At 37.3% G+C, this 15,840-nt stretch carries 14 protein-coding genes and 1 CRISPR repeat array; of the genes, 4 read left to right on the forward strand and 10 right to left on the reverse strand.

Annotated features, from left to right (window positions below; genetic code table 11):
- Positions 1–158 precede the first annotated feature (158 nt).
- The 4 genes from HXT45_RS04525 to HXT45_RS04540 all read left to right on the forward strand — a co-directional run bounded on the left by HXT45_RS04525 (position 159) and on the right by HXT45_RS04540 (position 3,251).
- The gene (locus tag HXT45_RS04525; RefSeq protein ID WP_421781415.1) at positions 159–1,157 is read left to right on the forward strand and encodes an ADP-dependent NAD(P)H-hydrate dehydratase; all 999 of its coding nucleotides are present in this window, start codon (positions 159–161) and stop codon (positions 1,155–1,157) included.
- A 13-nt stretch (positions 1,158–1,170) separates the two neighbouring features.
- Entirely contained in the window at positions 1,171–1,845 is a 675-nt protein-coding gene (locus HXT45_RS04530; RefSeq protein ID WP_421781417.1) for an HAD family hydrolase, read from the forward strand.
- A gap of 178 nt (positions 1,846–2,023) precedes the next feature.
- On the forward strand, positions 2,024–2,956 hold the full coding sequence (locus tag HXT45_RS04535) for a LysR family transcriptional regulator (protein ID WP_248901264.1): 933 nt from the start codon (positions 2,024–2,026) through the stop codon (positions 2,954–2,956).
- 124 nt (positions 2,957–3,080) lie between these two features.
- A complete protein-coding gene (locus HXT45_RS04540) occupies positions 3,081–3,251 on the forward strand; it encodes a hypothetical protein (protein ID WP_172540188.1) in 171 nt (56 codons plus the stop codon).
- A gap of 473 nt (positions 3,252–3,724) precedes the next feature.
- Here the strand turns inward: HXT45_RS04540 and HXT45_RS04545 are convergent, their stop codons facing one another.
- The 10 genes from HXT45_RS04545 to cas3 all read right to left on the reverse strand — a co-directional run bounded on the left by HXT45_RS04545 (position 3,725) and on the right by cas3 (position 15,823).
- Positions 3,725–3,949 carry a hypothetical protein gene (locus HXT45_RS04545; protein WP_421781420.1) on the reverse strand — a complete coding sequence of 75 codons (225 nt, stop codon included), beginning with the start codon at positions 3,947–3,949 and terminating at the stop codon, positions 3,725–3,727.
- Between the two features lie 193 nt (positions 3,950–4,142).
- A complete protein-coding gene (locus HXT45_RS04550) occupies positions 4,143–4,430 on the reverse strand; it encodes a hypothetical protein (protein ID WP_421781422.1) in 288 nt (95 codons plus the stop codon).
- Between the two features lie 189 nt (positions 4,431–4,619).
- Positions 4,620–5,744: a CRISPR direct-repeat array (repeat unit 28 nt; unit sequence GGATCACCCCCGCGTATGCGGGAAAGAC).
- Positions 5,745–5,851: 107 nt separating this feature from the next.
- The gene (gene cas2e, locus HXT45_RS04555) at positions 5,852–6,931 is read right to left on the reverse strand and encodes a type I-E CRISPR-associated endoribonuclease Cas2e (protein WP_004132157.1); all 1,080 of its coding nucleotides are present in this window, start codon (positions 6,929–6,931) and stop codon (positions 5,852–5,854) included.
- Between the two features lies 1 nt (position 6,932).
- Positions 6,933–7,874: a type I-E CRISPR-associated endonuclease Cas1e gene (gene cas1e / locus HXT45_RS04560; protein WP_415697639.1), complete on the reverse strand. Its 942-nt coding sequence runs from the start codon at positions 7,872–7,874 to the stop codon at positions 6,933–6,935.
- A gap of 35 nt (positions 7,875–7,909) precedes the next feature.
- Positions 7,910–8,557, reverse strand: coding sequence for a type I-E CRISPR-associated protein Cas6/Cse3/CasE (gene cas6e / locus HXT45_RS04565; protein ID WP_004574564.1), 648 nt, complete (start codon positions 8,555–8,557; stop codon positions 7,910–7,912).
- Positions 8,558–9,433, reverse strand: coding sequence for a type I-E CRISPR-associated protein Cas5/CasD (cas5e, locus tag HXT45_RS04570; protein WP_018637825.1), 876 nt, complete (start codon positions 9,431–9,433; stop codon positions 8,558–8,560). It abuts the gene before it with no gap.
- 58 nt (positions 9,434–9,491) lie between these two features.
- Positions 9,492–10,580 carry a type I-E CRISPR-associated protein Cas7/Cse4/CasC gene (gene cas7e / locus HXT45_RS04575; RefSeq protein WP_115761639.1) on the reverse strand — a complete coding sequence of 363 codons (1,089 nt, stop codon included), beginning with the start codon at positions 10,578–10,580 and terminating at the stop codon, positions 9,492–9,494.
- A gap of 94 nt (positions 10,581–10,674) precedes the next feature.
- Positions 10,675–11,289 (reverse strand): type I-E CRISPR-associated protein Cse2/CasB, encoded by a 615-nt coding sequence (gene casB / locus HXT45_RS04580; protein WP_004132148.1) that lies wholly within the window; start codon positions 11,287–11,289, stop codon positions 10,675–10,677.
- Positions 11,290–11,310: 21 nt separating this feature from the next.
- Entirely contained in the window at positions 11,311–12,981 is a 1,671-nt protein-coding gene (casA, locus tag HXT45_RS04585) for a type I-E CRISPR-associated protein Cse1/CasA (protein WP_421781426.1), read from the reverse strand.
- Positions 12,968–15,823 (reverse strand): CRISPR-associated helicase Cas3', encoded by a 2,856-nt coding sequence (gene cas3 / locus HXT45_RS04590; RefSeq protein WP_115761638.1) that lies wholly within the window; start codon positions 15,821–15,823, stop codon positions 12,968–12,970. The genes casA and cas3 overlap by 14 nt, the downstream gene beginning before the upstream one ends.
- Between the last annotated feature and the right edge of the window lie 17 nt (positions 15,824–15,840).

The raw sequence follows: 15,840 nt of genomic DNA on the forward strand, positions 1-15,840 counted from the left end.
TGTTTGATATAATTGCGATTTTTCTTGCGACCTTTCTTGCGATTTGCCAATAAATGATGTATAGGAACGCAAAATTGTCACTACTATCAAGCAATAATCACGCATAATCAACAATCGCACACAATCAACAATCGCATATATTCACTAGAATCGTAAATATGACTCCACTTCTAAACACAGCCAGTATAGATGTAAAAGATGCTAGCAAATGCTTAAAAAAACCAAACGAATCGAGCAATAAGTACTCTAGAGGCGTTCTTGGATTAATAACAGGATCAAACGCATACCCAGGAGCGGCTGTTTTAAGCACAAAATCTGCATCACGCAGCAACATTGGCATGGTTCGCTACGCGGGGCCATTTAGAGCGCAAAATCTTGTTTTACAAGCAGTTCCAGAAGCCGTTGTTTCAGACTGCTTGCAAGGAAAAGTCAATGCTATAACTGTTGGATCTGGAATCCCAGATTATGAGCATTGCAATGATGATTCAACAAAATCGCAACGAGACTATATTTTAGACTTGCTTAAACCATATAGCGCACATAGCGCATGTAGCGCACAAAATCAAGAAAACACAAACCTACCGCCTGTATGCGTAGACGCTGGAGCGCTTGATTTACTGCCTAAAAAAGTTTGTGAAAAAGTTGTTTTAACTCCTCATGCTTTAGAATTAAGCAAGCTATTAAAACGTTATAACCTTGATTTTAGCGCGGAAAATATTGCAAAAAATCCTGTAGAATTCGCTCAAAAAGCGGCAAATCTTACTGGAGCAACTGTTCTTCTTAAAGGCTCTACAACTGTTGTTGCGTCTGCAAAGAACTTGAACTTGCCAATATTTACTTGCAAATATGGCCCATCTTGGCTTGCAACCGCAGGGTCTGGAGATGTTCTTGCTGGACTTTTAGGCGCGCTTCTTGCACAGAACAATTGTGAACTAAATCAAAATGCAAACTACGCATTAATCGCTGCTAGCGCGGCTGTAATCCATGGATTGGCTGCAAATTTGGCTGCAAGATCGTATGCAAAGTCGTATGAAAAAAGCGTTTACAATAATTGCGCAAATTACAAAAATTACGAAAATATTGAGCATCCAATAGTCGCAAGCGATATTATTGATGCATTGCCTTATGCTCTTGGATTTTTAATGAATCTTGATTAGTGAAAGAAGAAAAATGACAAGCGAAAATATCAACACAAATAAAAATGCAGAATCTGTTGAAATTCACGACGTAATGTTCGATTATTGCAAAGTTTTGCTCGAGTGGAATTGCAGAAATTGCTTGCAAAAACAGTTCCCAGATTTGGTAGACACGATTTGCCCTAATGGCACTTTTGGAAAAGACGATTTGGCTGGATTTTATGAGTTTGAAGACCGAATGGACGGCGGCGAACTACTAAAAGACCTTTTGCCAGAATACGATAGGCGATTTGGCAAGGATCTTAGCAACGCTTTTCAATGGTATTGCGCACACTACGATCAAGTTCTTACACGCATGATGCCTGGAATGGTTGATTTATTGCACGATTTGCGCAAAGCTGGCTACGGCGTTTGGGGATTGACTAACTGGTCTAAAGAAACTTTCCCACTAGCATTGCGTAAATTCCCAGAATTGAACACACTTTTACAGGGTACGGTTATTTCTGGCGTTGAAAAATTACATAAGCCACAGCCCGAAATTTTTGATCTTGCTATGAGCAGATTTGGGTTAAAACCGCAAACAACTGTTTTCTTCGACGATAAGCCAGTAAATATCGATGGCGCGCATAACGTTGGAATGCATGGGTTTGTTTTTACTACTACCGAACAAGCTCGCAAAGATTTGGCATCGCTGGGCGTTAGATTATAGGCTTTAGATTGCAAGCATTAGATTGCAGTCTTTAAGCCAAAGTCGCAAGTTTGTAGGCATTAGATTATTAGACTATAAGCGTTAATCGCAAGATTATAGGCGTTAGTTTATAGTTGTTATAGTTGTAATAGTTGGAAATAGTCAAGTATAAATCCCAAAAATCGGAAGGCTCTTAATAATGACGCTGCTGCAATTAAAGTACATTGTGAAAATCGTAGAGTGTGGATCTATGAACGAAGCTTCGCACGAACTTTATGTTTCACAACCAGCGTTAAGCTCTTCCGTAAAAGAGCTGGAGCGAGAGCTTGGAATCGAGATTTTTACAAGGTCTTCTCAAGGAATTGCATTAACGGTTGACGGAGCTGAGTTTTTAACATACGCGCGCCAAGTTTTAGACCAGGCAGATTTGCTAGAAGAGCGCTACAACAGCACTAAGCCAAGGAAGCAGCTTTGCAGTGTTGCAACTCAGCATTACATGTTTGCTGTTGAGGCTTTTGTAGACATGATTCGCAGCATAGATTCTAACGAGTACGAGTTTTCACTAAGGGAGACTCGCACAAAGAACATTATTAATCAAGTGACTTCAATGCGCGCAGACCTTGGTTTGCTTTATCTTTCCGACTACAACAAAGACGTTATTGGAAAAATGCTTCGAGAAAAGCATCTTGAGTTCCATCCTCTTTTCCGCGCTAATTTGCACGTTTTTATTTCTAGGAACAATCCGCTCGCAAATCGCAAGAAGCTTACTTTGGATGATTTACGACCATATCCATTTATTCAGTACGAGCAGGGTGAGGATGGTAGCTTCTTCTTTACAGAGGAGGCAGTTTGGCCTCAGCACCCGCCTAAAAAGATTAATGTTACAGACCGCGCAACCATTTTGAACTTTATTATTGGTCTTAATGGTTTTACGATTTGCACTGGAATCGACAATGGCGACTTGAATAACGAGAAAATCGTGACCATTCCGCTGGACTGCGAAGAAACAATGCTTGTTGGGTGGATTAAGAATGAGCGCACGAATCTTTCTCCTGCAGCGCTCGCGTATCTTTCTCAACTCGAATCTGTGCTAATTAAACACGGGTATCAAGTAATAAATAGAGCTAAGTAGACGGCTACGCGTAGCACCGCGAGATAAGACTACGCGAGAGAGCTGCGAGTATAAGTTTGTTAGTATAACTACAGATTTTGCAATTAGCTCTTATTTTGGATTATAACCCTATTTTTCTTTACTATTGCCCGTTAAGCCAGCAGATAAGCCAGCAATGCCAGCAGCTAGAGTGAATCCGATACCAGCGAATGGCACTTGCAGTATAACGTTTGTTACCGCGGTAATAGCGCAGATGGCTGAAATAATGCCTAATACTCTTGTTTTACTCATAATCGTGTGGAAAGATTGGGGCTAGGGGTTCTAGCCAGCACATTTGGTTGGAACCCCCGTTTTTTTTACTTGCGCTTACTATTTTATCATAAATCTAGCTAAATCATAATAATGACGATAGAGATCACCCCCGCGCATGCGGGAAAGACACATATGATAGAATTAAATTGAGAGCTGGGGCTCCCCTTACCCTTAATCTCGTAACGAGTTGGTTTGGGGGAATGACCAGCTCTTTTGCAATAGTCAATTTTCTCGTTTTCTATTATGCAAACGCAATTTAGCTTCGTATCTTCTCTAGATAAACGTTTTTGAACAATAGTATTTATTGGATCCCCTGTTACATTGGATATTCTAAAAAATAACGCTATAATGAATGTAACGCGAGGGCCTCGCAGCTGCCGTTTACGTCAGATTGTTAGTCGAGGGGATCCCTCGCAATTTTCATTCTAAGCATATTTTCTAGGGTTATAGGTTCTAGGATTATAGACCAAAATTTATTTATTCATCTGGTGAATGAACTTTACGCGGGACTCCTAAATCGTCTGCTATATCGTCGTAGTCATCACCACATTCATAAGGGTCTAGCAAATTATAAGCTTCGATTAGCAACTCTTTAGGCGCACTCTTGTGCAGCCACGCGTCTACTAAATAAATATCAATTGCAACTGACGGTTCTCCTGCGTCAATAGCATCATTAGCAAATTCTTTGGAAAATTCACTCATATATGGCTCAGCATAGGGACGAAGTTTTTCAGCCATGTCATAACAAAGTTTCATCATATCCATTAGCTTTTCACCCCTCTCTTATCTTCCACAACTGAGAACAAGGTATTAACGCGCATACTTTTAATTGCTTACCACCTTTTGCAAGGTGGCTAAAATCTGATAGTTGTTAATTTAATATAAAATTTATTCTTTATTCATCTGGTGAATGAACTTTACGCGGTACACCTAAATCGTCTGCTATATCGTCATAATCATCGCCGCATTCATAAGGATCTAGCAGGTTATAGGCTTCTATTAGCAACTCTTTAGGTGCGCTCTTGTGCATCCATGCTTCTACTAAATAATAATCAATTGCAATAGACGGTTCGCCCGCTCGAATAGCACTATTGGCTGCTTCTTTAGAGAGATTATCCATGTTAGGTTCTGCATATGGACGGAGTTTCTCAACCATGTCATAACAAATTTTCATCATATCCATTAGCTTTTCACTCCTCTCTTATTTTCCACAACTGAGAACAAGGTATTAACGCGCCACCCTTTTTTCTTTTCTCGCTCAATCGTTGCAAAAACTGAAAAACGTGGGGTGCTCCTCAGACTGATGTTCCAGTCTTGAAAGCTGGTTGCCGAGGTCCCCACGCTGGTTATACTGTATCACAATATTTATATAGTATCACCCCCGCGTATGCGGGAAAGACTCGATTCGCGTCACTTCTACGCGCGATGTATTAGGATCACCCCCGCGTATGCGGGAAAGACTGGAAATACTTGTTGCGATTGCAAGTCTACTGGGGATCACCCCCGCGTATGCGGGAAAGACACAAATGGCTTGGAAAATATGAAAATTGACGTGGGATCCCCCCCGCGTATGCGAGAAAGACTCCTTATTGTCTTTTTATTCTGGCTGGTTATCGGGATCACCCCCGCGTATGCGGGAAAGACTGTGTGCTGCGCTCGCGTATGGCGCGCGATTTGGGATCACCCCCGCGTATGCGGAAAGACCCAATAAGGACAAAACACGGAAAGTATGATACGGGATCACCCCCGCGTATGCGGGAAAGACATTGTCGGTCATAATCCAAAACCACCATTCATAGGATCACCCCCGCGTATGCGGGAAAGACCGTGCTGTTGATTCGTTTCTACGGTGTCATTGAGGATCACCCCCGCGTATGCGGGAAAGACTCCGCCGCCAGCTCTTCCTCGTCGCCTTCTTCAGGATCACCCCCGCGTATGCGGGAAAGACTGCGTTAGGCGCTACGATCATTTTTGCTCCTTGGGATCACCCCCGCGTATGCGGGAAAGACACTATGCCTGCTCAAGGCGTGCATAATGCTGAGGGATCACCCCCGCGTATGCGGGAAAGACTGGTTCAAAGTGGTTCAAAAACTTAATCGTGAGGGATCACCCCCGCGTATGCGGGAAAGACGTATTAACAAAATATTGCGCTTCCGCCTGCCAGGGATCACCCCCGCGTATGCGGGAAAGACTAGGCAATCCCTGCCACAAGCTGAACGCATACAGGATCACCCCCGCGTATGCGGGAAAGACATTTTTTGTAGTTCTTCAGGAGTTGAAAAGTAAGGATCACCCCCGCGTATGCGGGAAAGACGAAAAGCGAATCCATAACCTGCGAAATATTAGAGGATCACCCCCGCGTATGCGGGAAAGACTTTAAGAATGAAAAAGCTTTTATATTGTTTAGAGGATCACCCCCGCGTATGCGGGAAAGACGGTTGGGCTTGTTTGTGTTTCTGTACTAATATGGGATCACCCCCGCGTATGCGGGAAAGACACTTAAAATCCCAATAAAAATGGCCATTTCCATAACAGAAACAGTCAAATTTCATTTACTTTTCAAATTCAACCTATCACAGAACATGGTACAACAGTATTTTATTTTTATGAAATAAATTTTAACAATCCTTTCAAATTAAAAACAAGATGCGCTGTTAGTCTAGCGTCCAGAAGAGCTCTATGCGGAACGGATTCAGAAATGTTGTATTCGTGCAGCACCGTCTTTAGCTGGTAATTTTTTAAAAATTTCTTTTCTTTCTTTACAAAACGAGAGATATCAAAAATTTTATTAATTAAAAGAGAATCGTCAAATCTTTCACCTAATGAAGATAAAGCAGAATTCAAAAATGACATATCAAACTGTATATTGTATCCAAGTATCGGTAATTTTCCGATAAAATCAATGAATTCTCTTAATGCTAAATCTAATCCTACACCATAAGACTCAAGCATATTAGTTGTAATACCAGTTAGCTCAATAATTTTATTAGGAATAAAATTATTTTTATTAAAATTACTAACGCTATCGCAATTAATCTTTATTAGTTTTTGGAATTCTTCAATTTTCCCATCAATGAACTTAACGGCTCCAATTTCAATGATTTTATCAACTTTGCTATTTAAACCCGTAGTTTCGCAATCTATTACAACAAAATTCTTACTTATTTTACCAATAAAATCTTTCCAGTAATCTGTACAAGTTATTTCTTCATTATTCGTAGTAAAGTTTGCAGTTCGAGAAATATTATCGTAACTTAGATTACTAATATTCTCATTTGTAAGATTATCTTCAATTTTATTAGAAGTAGTATTAATACTTTTACGCCTAGCATTTGAAAATTTCCTTGCGTTATGAAAATGTGCTGCATCGCTAAATCCATGTTTAATAGCGTTTTCTAATGTATCAACTGTTGGAATACGTACCAGAGGTAATCCATCCGAATAAACCACTTCACGATGCGAATGGATAGTCTTAAAATCGTAGCCAATTTCATTTCTGGAAGAAAAACTCATTGTTGCAACACCATTTCCAACACTGTTTTCTATACGCTTCCATAATTCTTCACGGATTCTACTGTTAAAATTGCCGACATAAACGCCTGTAGCTATTTCTTGCATCCACTTGGTTAAATCACCTCTTAAAGATAGTGGGCAGTTAGTCATCGTAATCACAGTTAACGGCATATCAATTCACCTCACTGTAATTTACGCCAGAAGCTACTAGAATTTCCTTATCGTCCCAAAGATGTATTACATCAACAGTAATTTGATCGTCAATCGGTATTTCAAGAAGATTTTGTATGTCATTAACAATACGAGACATTATGTTGCAATTTGCGAAGCAATCACGCATTTTCAAACGCATTAACCGTTCAATATCATCGTCGAATTCACACTGAGAAGCAATTTCAAAAGATGCAGGAATAGTTAATTCAGCTTTATATAAGTCTGCAATATCGTATACTAGAGAAAGATCATGGCCAGTATGCACGAAACCTAATCCAGGCGCTAAACCTAAAGCAGATATTATGCTATGCACTAAACCGTATAGGCATACGTTACCTACAGACAATGCTTGATTAACAACAGTACCACTTTCAAAATCATCGACTTTATAATCGCGGCCATTCCATTGAACATTGTATTTATTAGACATCTCCCTATATATGCTTCTTACACGAGCTCCTTCTCGACCTCTTAATTGTTGCATAGTATATGACGATATATTTTCATTAGGGAAACGCATTTGATACATTTTTCTCGCAACACTCAATCTAGACCTATTATTCGTAACAAGTTTTGCCTGTTTTTCCAACAATCTTGAGCTTCTTGACAATGCTCTACCATGAGCATAATTGCGAACCCCATGCTCACCAACCCAAACTATGCTTGCGCCAACATCTCCAAGTAATTCCATTGCCCTATGAGTAATCTCCGTGCCAGGACCTAAAAGTAAAACGCCAATCATTGCAGCAGGAACTCTTATAGTTCCATTTGCATCAAAGACTGTAACAGCACTATCAAGACGATTAATTTTCGCATGCTCTACGTATATAAAACTCACTCTGTCGCTTATACGTGGAAGCTCTGATATTTCAGCTTTTTGAGCACCGAATTTCTTTTTCATACTGTTACAGCCTTTAATAAAATAGCGTCATTTATTTAATTACCTAAAGGAATTACTGTCATCATTCCAAAGCCATACGCTTTCTTTTTGCCAATTCCTTCTAGCAGTGTTTTACGCATAGTGTCTGCATCGTTAATTGTTAAAATACCTTGATAAACAGCTTTACTTAATCGAATAGGTTTTTCTGACTTTGTAAATAAGCTATATCCACGTTCAACAATAGCGAATTCATTTTCGTTCAACGAAAAACCTAATTTTTGTGCGCGATTAAACAAAAAATTCATCTGCTGATCATAAGTAACATGTGGTACTACTCTACCTCTAGTAGTGCGAGTTTCAGCATTATCAGAAATAGAAACAACAGGGTTAAGCGTCACACGAAATTGCATTCTCATGCCATTCATTAGTGAGTCTAAAAACTTATCATAAGTTTTACTTGACGCTGTTCCTGCAACACCATACATCTCTAGACGTTGCAAATCTGGTTTAGAATCACTTACGATAAGCAAGTAATGTTTTCCATGCAAAACATCAACTCTCCATAGCTTTCTGATTCTTTCATGATTCTCCCATTCGTAGGGAAAACTTTGCTCAACCCAGTTATGAAAGGCACCAACAGATTTAAGATCTCTCAATGATGAGGGCTTTTTATAATCAATTTCAACTCTGCTTAAATAAGACATTTAAGACTCCAATCCAGAAAAAGCATCATGCTCAGCAATAAAATCTCCAGTAGATTTCACATGCTTACTATCTGATGAAATACCTTCCGAATCCGAATTATTGTGGAGAATTCTCTTAATAGGTATTCCCATTTTTGACTCGTAACGAAATCCGAATTTTCTTTCCTTGTTAGAGAAAGAATTAACGAAATCCTTGCGTAATCTACGAACTGATTCCTGAATTTTATAAGTACTAGTATCGTCTTTGACTAATTCTGCTGCAGCTTTATCTACTAAATCAGAATCAGCGTATAAGGATATAAATACTTCATTGCACGATTCAATAGAAGACTCTGATGCTTCAGATAGTCTAGAAGTATTAAATCTTTTTTTAGACCACTTGTTTGCAAGCCACTCATACGTTAATAATGCTTGAATTACTCCGCAATCTTCTACGCCTAGAATAAAATCAGCTGTAGGAGGCAATGATCTTCTGCCTAAACTAGATTGAAAATACGGCGAGCGCAACGCATCGTTAATACTGTAAATAAGTTGCTCATTATCGGATCCTATTGCAACTAGGAATATGGCATCTTCTAGATAGTAACGATTTGTAACGTAATTTTTTTCAAAGTCACCGTTAGGCTTATATTTTGCAGCAATATGATAATCTCTAAGCAAATTTCCTTGCTGATCTATTCGTACTGCAAAATCTAAATCATTAAGCTTTGCAATCTCTTCATCACAATCTGTGCTTCTTCTATATCCAAAAGCTGCAGCAATCATACCTACTACCGCACTTTTAGATGGATAGTAGTCTGTGTGACGAGTCTCAAAATGCGAATCCGTACCCCATGATTGCAACGGTCCAGAAAACTTCAGTAATAAACTTTTCATAAGCTTCCTAACTATTAAACACTAAATATCAACTAATAAGTGTTATTTATTAAGGAATTTACTGAAGAAATTCGGAGACTTTAGAAGAAAAATCATCCAATAATTGCTGCATACTTTGCTCTTCCACTCCTAATTTAAGATTCTCATTTGAAGAATCCATTGTTACATAGAATGATGCAAGTGGCTTATTGACGAATTTTTGAACTTTTTCGTATTCTTGAGATAGTTTCTCAATAGATTTTGAAACATATCCGTCTTTTGCTTTTACTGGATCTTCAAATGCGCTCACTAAATTCACTGGTCTGTCATCTCTTAAAGTTACCACCAGCATTTGCGGCAAAGTTTGATTCGCAAAAGTATTTGCTTTTCCAGTAGGCATAGCGTTAGCGAAAGCTTCAATAAAAAGTCTAAGAGCATTAATTGTAGATTCTTTGTTATCGCTCAACTGATGGCTAAACTCATGTACTGCCACATTTGCATAACGATAAAGCGTTGAAGAATTAAATTCTATTGTTCCAAGCATTCCAGCTCCAGCATTATCCTCAGTAGATAAATCATCAACAGCAGTATAGTAATCAAATTCAGCACGAACAGCGTGAGTGGAAATTGCGTGAGCAACTTGAGAAGAAGCATCCTCATTAAGCGATGGATCGTCTGCAAGCATGCGACCAAATAAAGCAATATCAATAGGTGGATTATCTTTCAAGATTTCTTGCAGTTGCTTCTTGTCAGTAACATTATTGATTGCTGCTTGCGCTAGAGAATTTGCTTGAGTCTCTCCTAAGAAGAATAAAGCTTTTGCTGTAGGAACTATTTCATCATTATCTTTTTTAGTTTTAACGCCAGCATTATTTAACGTTTTATTTGCTAAATCTAATGCTTCTTGCTCAGATAATTCTGGTTTTAATGCAACAATTTTATCTGCAACGTACTTAACAATGTTTTTGCTTCGTATTCCAACATTAGAATCTCCGCTGTGTTCTTTGAAATATTCGCGCATTGAGTGCTTCCAGCATTGAGAGCTTACTCTAGCTCTAGTTACACCGCCATATTGAGCAGTTTTTGGACTACCTGCATCATCGCGATTAATATTGCATGGTGGAACAGCTTGGATTGCTTGAATATCTAAGAATAAATGAGCGTCCATTGTTTTGCCTTTCTAAATTTTAGTTAATTGTTTAATAACGTTGTTTTTGAAATATGTAATTTTTAAAATATGTGATATTGCTAAAAAGTTATTGCTACTTGCTTAAGCGATAATATTCTTGCGCCCAGGAAAGTCTTACTTTTTCTGAATCTTCAAACTGAAGTAAATATAAATCGCGTGCTAGTTTAGAATAATCAATCGCTTGTTGATTTTCTTTTGTTCTGCTTTTTAGTAGTCGAACTAGTTGACGAAGGTAATAGTAAAAACTTTCGTAATCGCTTGCAGTAATCATAACACTAAAGCGTCTATCCATCGCTCCACGCACACCTTCGTCACATCTTAGTGCTCTTAAAGCTGTTCCCATATTGTTATAAGATTTTTCATTTTCTGAATCTTCAGATTTGTTCAAATACTTATAACTTGATTTTTCTACACTACCTTGTTCATACAATGCGTATATTTGCAAAGTGTTTATAACAGATCGCATTTGATAGCTAACTTCACCATATTTATTGATAAAGCTTTCTGGAACATTGCTTAGTATCCATGGCCATATTTCTACAGACTGACTTAATGGCTTACCAATTGTGTTGCGTAGTTGAGCAAGCATAGCTCGCCTTGATGCAATATCTGAGCCATTCAAAAATTGATTGATAATTTTTCTAACAGCATTAGATACTTCAACAGATTTGCTTTGATTTTCAGCCATAATAGCCTCCTTTCTATGTCTTTATTTTTTTGATAATTTTTTTAATCGACTAGTAAAAATGCTGTAAGCCGTAACTATATTTTTTGTAGTTTCTTTCTCACTTTGCATAGCAGGCCTACCTGTAAAATCACGCAATGTAGCTTTTTCCAACATGCCTTTTGCTTCATTTATAAGTATGCTATGCAAAGTATTTCTCCATTGAGTACATCGTTCATTCATTAAATCTTTTGGTTTAATATTTGCTAACCATTCTCTAAACGGTTGATCAACTAAGAAATAAGCCTGACTAATGTACTTAGCAGAATATTTAGTTGCATCATCTTTATTTCTATTGCGTATTTCACATATGTCGAGAAGAAATTGCCTGTAAATAAATCCTATGGCAGATCTTGTATACTCGACTTCATTGTTAATTCTGTATACCCATCCATTGTCAGCATTATCAGTTACTACAACTTCATCAATATGCAAAGTATCGCATATTTCATCTGTAGGGACCCAAGATGTAGCATTGCCGTCATCTTTCATACTTATGGCTTGCAGTGAAATAGAAGAACCAGCAATATCATGTTTAATTTTGTTAAGCCATTCCATAATTCCCGGTTTGTGATTTTTTAGGATCCCATCATCTGATTCTTGCAACGTAAGTAACCCGAACGATCTCCACATAGATTCTTCTGCTCTATGCTTCCTGGGAGTGTATTTGTCCTTACTTTCACCTTCCTTGTTATACTGCCATACTGTCATTGGCTCAATAAAAGCATTTTTATGATTAATATCAGGAAGTTTCACTATAGAGACCGATATAGGCTTGTCAATACTGGTATCAGGATTTATATATATTGCCCTACTCCATCGAGTGTAAAGCTGAGAAATATTGTCGATAAATGTTTCGTAAAATGAATTTTCAACATTTTCTGTTCCTGAATATTCCCAGCATGGCTTTTGTCTTTTCTCAGGAGATTGTATTTCACCAACAAGCACGCAGTTGAGCATAAGAGTTTCAAATAAATTGGCCCCTACTATCTCAATACCGCCGAGATCAAAAAGCCAACCTTTAGAAGCTTTATATTTTTCCGTACCAAAAATGGTCTTATCTGCCAATCCAGCATATGACTGTAAGGTAATAATCCATCTTGCTAATTGTGCTTCAGTAAGTGACGATTTATTATTATCAACATTATCTTTTGGAGAAAATACTGCAATTTTATTATTGCTTTCAGAAATCAATCGATTTATATTTTTACCAGATATCTCGCTAGGAGATTTACCACCAAGCTTTTTACTATCGATATCTTGTTTAAGTACTTGTAAAAAAGGATATTTGTCATCAAAAAGATAGAAACGATCATGCCATTGTTCTAAATATTTGAAGACTACATCTGGAAATTTTTTTGAATTCCAAACTTCGCGCCAAATATTCATTGTTTCTTCATTAAAATCCTCTTTATCCTCTTCATCTGAATAAAATTCACGAGAATTTCCTTGAATGTCATATCGAGAAAAAACAGTATGAAGTACAGCTAGAAGAATACGAAGTAATGCAAAATCTTGAGTTTTCATATCGCCAGCAAGAGCTTTATATTCAGATGCATTCTTAAACACATCTGTTATTGATACGAGTTTATTGTGGCCTTTTTCGTCTACAATGACGGAAATCCAAGGCTCATCCAATAAATTAAATCTGCTCACCTTTTAATTCCTTTCTGTCTTCTTCTGAACTCTTAATACATACAATACCACTTTTTTCAGAATACGCAACTCTGTATTTCGATAATTCGCAAATATTATTTTCATCGAATAGAAGCACCAAAGAGCCTCGCAGCCAAGGCTGATCATCCCAATTTTGGAATTGCTTTTGTTTTCGCATTCTTTCCAATTCTGCAATTGTTTCTTCAACACGATTGCTGTTTATCGTAAACATCCACGGCAATCCTACTGTCTCTTGAGCAAGTTTCATTGCAACTTCCACATCATCAATATTTTGTGAAATATCTTTACAATCATGGAAAGTTCCATAGCCGGATCCAACTCTTTTAACAGCAATAACTTCTATAGATTCACCGCTATTACGAACTTGAGCATGTGCAAATTCATCAGACTCTTTTACAATTGGATTCTCCAACAAGCCAACAATAGATTTTTTACCGATTTCTGTTTTTGGATTTTCAATTCTATATGTTTCAGCATTACTTTCATTGTTATTTCTGTCTGAATCATATTCTCTTTTTGCAGCAACATAAGCATCTGTCAAATCTTCTTGTAACTCTAAAGGATTATCACCATAAACTATTTGTACTAATCGAGAAATATCTTGAGGCATGTTTATAACATCTGGCAAATAGTATTGAGTCCTCATAAGTAAATATTTACTGTAAATAGACTCAGAGCCTTTATCAAATTCATACCGCTCACTGGTTCCCAACACATATAAAATTGGTTCTTTAAGAGAATCTGGGCGCTCTATAGTATGCCTTTGTAATCTGCCAGCACGTTGAAGTAATAAATCTATAGGAGCAAGATCAGTAAACAAAACATCAAAATCAATATCAAGTGACTGTTCTAATACTTGCGTACCAATAATTATTGCACGAGCAGGTCTATGGGCATTCTTGCCAATCATATTGCAAATCTGTTGTTCTTTTCTAACTCTATCCGTAGCAATAAATTGCGAATGAATAACTATCACTTCTTCATCACTAAACTCATCAACGCAAGCATTATAAATTTCTTGAGCTCTCTTAACGGTGTTTACTATAATCCCAGCAATACCTCCATTATTTAATAAAGATTTAAGCTCACTAACAAGTGATTCATGTAAGTTATCGTCTGTTATTTTTCTTACAGAAACAGATTTATTGTCACTAGCATCATTTTCAATAAATTTTTGTTTTACACAGTTTTTATCACTGTATGTGATTAAAGGATAACCATTTGTTTCAAAATCAACATTAGACTTATCACATTCACTCCATTTAAATCCCAACCCGCGCAACAGATAAGATTTTATAAGTTCTTTTCTACGCTTTGCAGGCAAGGTGGCAGAAAGCAATACTACAGGAACACCATATGCTGCCATCCAAATAAGAGATTCTTCAAGATACTTATTCATATAAGCGTCATACGCGTGCACTTCGTCAATAATTACAACTTTTTTACTTAAACCCAAATGACGAAGCATAAGATGTTTTTGTTTTAGCGAAGCTAACAAAAATTGATCTACTGTACCAACTACAAAATCATCCAACATTGCTGTTTTTCGCCCAGTAAACCAATCATTAAGTATTACTCCATTATTATTCGCATCATTATTACTAGAACTACTCTCACAACCATCATTCATATTTTGCATTCCACGCGGCAAATGCGCATAATCTGCATTCAGTTCAGATTTACCATGAACTAAACGTAAACCAATTTCACCCTGAAAATCACAATTCACACTTTTAAGCCAATTCTCAACTCGCCTAAACATTCCGTTAGAAGTGGCTTGAGTAGGAAGACCGAAAAATACTCCGCTTCTTCCAGTTAGATTTGCCAATTGCTCAGCAGCAATCAAAGAAGCTTCTGTTTTACCTGAACCCATCGCTGATTCAAGAATAAAAATTCCAGGTTCTTCGCAATTAGAAATAACGTCGTGCAACGCTATCTGAACATCATTCGGCAAGAAACCAAAACGATGTTTATATATTTGCGAAATATCGCTATAACAATTTAATGATTCCCATACATCTTTAGAACCATGTTGTAACCACTTGTCCCAGCCTCTTCTATATCTTTCTTCATGATTTTCTATTAAATCTTTTTCTATTGAAATAAGCGGAAAATAGTTTTCATTACTAGCAATCCAATCAGCCATAATAACTAATCCACACAATAAAACTTGTGCTGGCTCACTTATTTCAGGAAGATTATCTACATTAGAAAAATCATTCCTTTCTAAAGCCCAATCCAAAATATCATTCTGCATTTTTTTCCATAATTTACTATTCTCACTTTCAGTTTCACTTTGATAGTAATGGTCAGCATATGAAGACTCATTATGTTCATAAACGTAATTATTATCTAAAGGCTTACCATGATGAGCGCCAACGATTCCACAAATCCCTTCAGGAACTCCAGCATTAGAAAGAATAGCTTGACCTGTTATAGTGTGATGACTACTTGACCAATCTGTTGTCTTAAGAATAAAATCATCAATATTTGTGAAACCAACAGCAGCTAACTTATTTTTTAACGCAATATCTAAATCTTTTGAATTTGAATACGATTTGCGAAACTGAAAAACAGGAGTAGCTTTACCAATATCATGTATGCAACCTAAAAATTGAGATAATTTTTTTGCATCAACATGTTTACTTAATGAGGATTCAATCAATCTTCGCTGACCATCACTAAGCCAATGATTCCATAATTGGCCAATAATATTTCCAGTATCTTCAAGATGTTGAGCAAGAGGAAGCCATTGCATTACTCCATTAACTTCTCTCTTTTTACCCCATAATGCAGGATTAACAATATGATTACATCTCATACCTACTATCCCCTTAA

The sequence above is a fragment of the Gardnerella sp. DNF01199S genome, assembly GCF_049244155.1.
Classification (GTDB): Bacteria; Actinomycetota; Actinomycetes; order Actinomycetales; family Bifidobacteriaceae; genus Bifidobacterium; species Bifidobacterium piotii.

Coding starts and splice junctions, on each gene's coding strand:
- HXT45_RS04525 (WP_421781415.1), top strand. CDS start 159: ATGACTCCACTTCTAAACACAGCCAGTATAGATGTAAAAGATGCTAGC.
- HXT45_RS04530 (WP_421781417.1), top strand. CDS start 1,171: ATGACAAGCGAAAATATCAACACAAATAAAAATGCAGAATCTGTTGAA.
- HXT45_RS04535 (WP_248901264.1), top strand. CDS start 2,024: ATGACGCTGCTGCAATTAAAGTACATTGTGAAAATCGTAGAGTGTGGA.
- HXT45_RS04545 (WP_421781420.1), bottom strand. CDS start 3,949: ATGAGTGAATTTTCCAAAGAATTTGCTAATGATGCTATTGACGCAGGA.
- HXT45_RS04550 (WP_421781422.1), bottom strand. CDS start 4,430: ATGGATATGATGAAAATTTGTTATGACATGGTTGAGAAACTCCGTCCA.
- cas2e (WP_004132157.1), bottom strand. CDS start 6,931: ATGCCGTTAACTGTGATTACGATGACTAACTGCCCACTATCTTTAAGA.
- cas1e (WP_415697639.1), bottom strand. CDS start 7,874: ATGAAAAAGAAATTCGGTGCTCAAAAAGCTGAAATATCAGAGCTTCCA.
- cas6e (WP_004574564.1), bottom strand. CDS start 8,557: ATGTCTTATTTAAGCAGAGTTGAAATTGATTATAAAAAGCCCTCATCA.
- cas5e (WP_018637825.1), bottom strand. CDS start 9,433: ATGAAAAGTTTATTACTGAAGTTTTCTGGACCGTTGCAATCATGGGGT.
- cas7e (WP_115761639.1), bottom strand. CDS start 10,580: ATGGACGCTCATTTATTCTTAGATATTCAAGCAATCCAAGCTGTTCCA.
- casB (WP_004132148.1), bottom strand. CDS start 11,289: ATGGCTGAAAATCAAAGCAAATCTGTTGAAGTATCTAATGCTGTTAGA.
- cas3 (WP_115761638.1), bottom strand. CDS start 15,823: ATGAGATGTAATCATATTGTTAATCCTGCATTATGGGGTAAAAAGAGA.